Annotated in this window: 2 protein-coding genes; both read left to right on the forward strand. The window is 45.0% G+C overall.

From position 1 onward, the window contains the following. A partial coding sequence (locus A33Q_RS04205) for a TonB-dependent receptor domain-containing protein (protein ID WP_040489890.1) occupies positions 1-2,224 on the forward strand: 2,224 nt, incomplete at its 5' end. Between the two features lie 24 nt (positions 2,225-2,248). Next, positions 2,249-3,735 (forward strand): SusD/RagB family nutrient-binding outer membrane lipoprotein (locus tag A33Q_RS04210; RefSeq protein WP_009036486.1); only part of this gene is annotated, 1,487 nt, incomplete at its 3' end.

Here is a 3,735-nt window from a genome sequence, read left to right on the forward strand (position 1 = left end):
TGAATCCTGGGGGCCTGCTTTTGATGGTAGCATGCAGCCCTTTGGAACCCCCCTGCCTGATGGTACACAGCCCATGGTATTATTTGCCTCACCTGAAAGAGACAATAGATTGAACCTTTTTCAACAGGGCCTGAATCTGCAGAATGATGTGTCTTTTTCAGGTGGAGATGATATCAGTACCTATTTTCTCTCCGCACAACACGTCAGACAAACGGGAATCATACCGGATGATAAGAATGAAAGGGTGAACCTTAGGTTTAACGGATCCAGAAATTTTGGTAAACTCAGGACTTCCTATAACATCAACTTCATCAACAACAGGAAGGATGTAACCCCAGATGGACCCTGGATAAGTGCTTACAGGTTTCCGGCCAATTTTGATTATGACCTGATCAGAAACTGGCAGGATCCCAATTCCCCGGGTAATCCCAACAATTACTTTATTCCGAACGGCTCCTGGCTGAGAAACCCCTATTTTCTGATAGACAATATCCGTCAGACCAATCAGCAGCAAATCCTCAATGGGAAAATTGAATTCAGCTACCAGTTGACACCTTGGATGGAAATCCTTTACAGGGCAGGAATGTATGCCTCCATGGATGAAATCAGAAATACTACAAATAAATATGAAGCTCCCGGAACCAGAAATACGCCCGGGTCTGTCAATGATCAGAGCCTCACCTACAGAAGGTTCAACAGTGATTTGATCATGAGTATTAAAAAGGATATAGGCACGGTAAGCAATCGCCTGCTGATCGGACATAACCTCAGAACTGATTATAGAAAACAACACAACGTCGCAGCGACCAACCTTCTTTATACCGATATTTTCAACCAAAGTAGCCGGGTAGGTGAATTGACCGGAGGCTCCTCTCTATCAGAGCAGCGTTCATTGGCTGTATATGCTGAGTACGTGGCTGGGTACAAAGACCTCCTTTACCTTACTTTTACCGGAAGAAACGATTGGATCTCTACCTTAAGCAAGGAAAACAGGTCCTTTTTCTATCCCGGTATAAGTGCCTCATTTATAGCTTCCGAAGCCATTCCGGCCATTAGACAAAAGAGGAAAATATCTTATACTAAGCTCTATGCCTCATGGAACAAAACAGGGAATGTAACCTTATCCCCATATCAGCTTAATAATCCTTATAGCCAGCTGAACGGCTTTCCCTTTGGGAATACCGTAGGCTTCTTGCCGGGACTGACCAATCCTAACCCGGGAATTTTACCTGAATTTGTAACTTCCTATGAATTGGGATTGCAGTTAGGACTTTTCAATCACAGGCTATACCTGGATGCTGCCTATGTTTATACCGACTCTGATGGGCAGATTTCCAATGCCAATGTGTCAAGGGCTACCGGTTATAATGCCATGCTGGTCAATTCAGGAAGGGTGACCAATAACATCATAGAGCTTACCCTAAGTGGAGATGTGGTCAGAAACATGGAATGGACCTGGAACATGGGATTCAATTTCACCTACACCAATAATATGGTTAGGGAACTCTACGGAGGAGCAGACTTTAGACAGAACTTTAGACAGTCCTATGCATTTGTAGGACATCAGTTTCCCACTTTGTGGGTAAGTGACTACCAAAGAGACCCACAGGGTAGGGTAGTGGTGGACGCAGAGACCGGAGATCCCCTTGTCGCTGAGGAGAATGTGATTCTAGGACCAATGGTCCCCCCATACATCTTCGGATTAAGTACCCAAGTCAACTATAAAGGCTTCACCCTGGCGGCCCAGTTTGAATCAAGGCTGGGTGGTTGGTTCTACTCAGAGACTGTTCCGCCTATGTATGAGTTTGGAACACATCCCATCACTGCCCAGTATGGAAGAGAAGCATTTGTATGGCCCAATTCAGTCATTGAGGTTTCTCCCGGTGAATATGTTGAAAACACCGAACTGCTTACTTCAGGTGGAGGTAAGGAGTTCTGGACCAGGCAGGGGGCTGTACAGAGCAATACAGCAGCCAAAGCCGATTTCTTTAAGCTACGTGAGCTTAATTTGAGCTATAGCCTTCCCCCGGCCGTGGTGGACAGAATGGGCTTCCTCTCAGAAGCAAGTTTGGGCCTTGTCGCGACCAACCTGTTTATCATTCGCCACAAAGACAATAATATCGGAGATCCTGAATACCTATACAACAATACCGATGGGTACTACAGCTTTAGACAGGTACCGCCCATGAGAACTTATGGTATGACTTTCCTGGCCAGCTTCTAAACCATCCACTTTATTTGAATCGCTATGAAAAATATACACAACATTATCTTGTCATTTGTCTTGTTGACCGGGCTGGTTGCCTGTGATGCATTTTTGGATGTGAACTCCAATCCAAACAGCCCAATAGCTGAAAACTTGCCCCTGAGTGCCAAATTGCCGGGAGCTCTGGTCTCAACGGTCAATCAGGAGAGCCTTCAGTTGAACTCTATGGGTGCTTTCTGGGCGGGGTATTGGGGAACCAACAATGAAGGGATCAACCAGTTTTTTGACTTGAAAACGTACAATGGACTCAATATCCGAAGCCAAAGAGAAGGTATACCGGTATGGGAAAATGGATTCAACAACATACTGTTCTTCAAACTGATTGAAGAGGAAGCCCTGGAAAGTGGGCAGTTTTTCTATTCCGGAGTTTCCAAAATTATGCAGGGATGGCTGTTTCTTAGGTTGGTAGATGTGTACAACAACATTCCTTTTGATGAGGCGGCTCAGGGAAACAACATTCTAAATCCCAAATATGAAGCAGGACAGGAGGTGTATAAAAAATCCCTGGAACTGATCAGCCTAGGTATTGAGGAAGTGAAAATGTCCGGCATTTTACCACAGACCCATGGAGATATTTTTTTTGAAGGGGATAAGGAATTGTGGGCGAAATTTGGGAATACAGTTAAGCTCAGGGCATTGGTTAGGCAAAGCCAACAAGGGGATCCTGCTTACATCCAAAATGAAATTCTAAAAATATCCAATGAAGGAAGTGGGTTTTTGGGCATTGGGGAAAGTGCAACCGTAAACCCTGGATACCTGAACACTGCGGGGAAATTAAATCCTTTCTGGGCAGCTTACTACCGCGATGTGCAGGGAAACACCCTGCTGAATTACCAAATCATCAGACCAACCACATTTTTGCTAGAACAGTATTCCCGTTTACAGGATCCCCGCATTTCTCAGCTTTACTTACCTGTAAACGGATCCTATAAAGGAGTGCTTTTTGGAAATATGGACGGTGGAAATGCACAGTATGAGAGGGATTCAACGTCTGCTTTTTTAGGGCCTGTGGAAAATGGGGGACAAGCTACGGGCCTGTTTCACAATTGGAACCAGTCCAGTATTATGTTGAGCGATTTTGAAAGTCTTTTTTTGCAGGCAGAGGCGTCCCATAGAGGGTGGATACAGTCAGATACCGAGACGTTGTACAAAAATGCCTTTGCCCAATTATTTGATTACCTGAAGGTACCTATTGAAAAACTGGAAGAATACTACTCCCAGCAAACAGTATTGCTAGCCTCGGCCAATGAGCCCTTGAGAAATATCATTCTACAGAAATGGCTTGCACTGAACAGTATCAACAGCTTTGAAGCATGGTCTGATTTCAGAAGATTGGGAATTCCTGAAATCCCGGGAACAGTGGCAAGCGGGGTGACAGGAAGACCTCAAAGGCTGATGTATCCTGAGACAGAAATAGGGACTAACAACCAACAGGTACAGGCCCAGGGGAGTGATGACATGACCAAGGG

It is taken from the genome of Indibacter alkaliphilus LW1 (assembly GCF_000295935.2).
Taxonomy (GTDB): Bacteria; Bacteroidota; Bacteroidia; order Cytophagales; family Cyclobacteriaceae; genus Indibacter; species Indibacter alkaliphilus.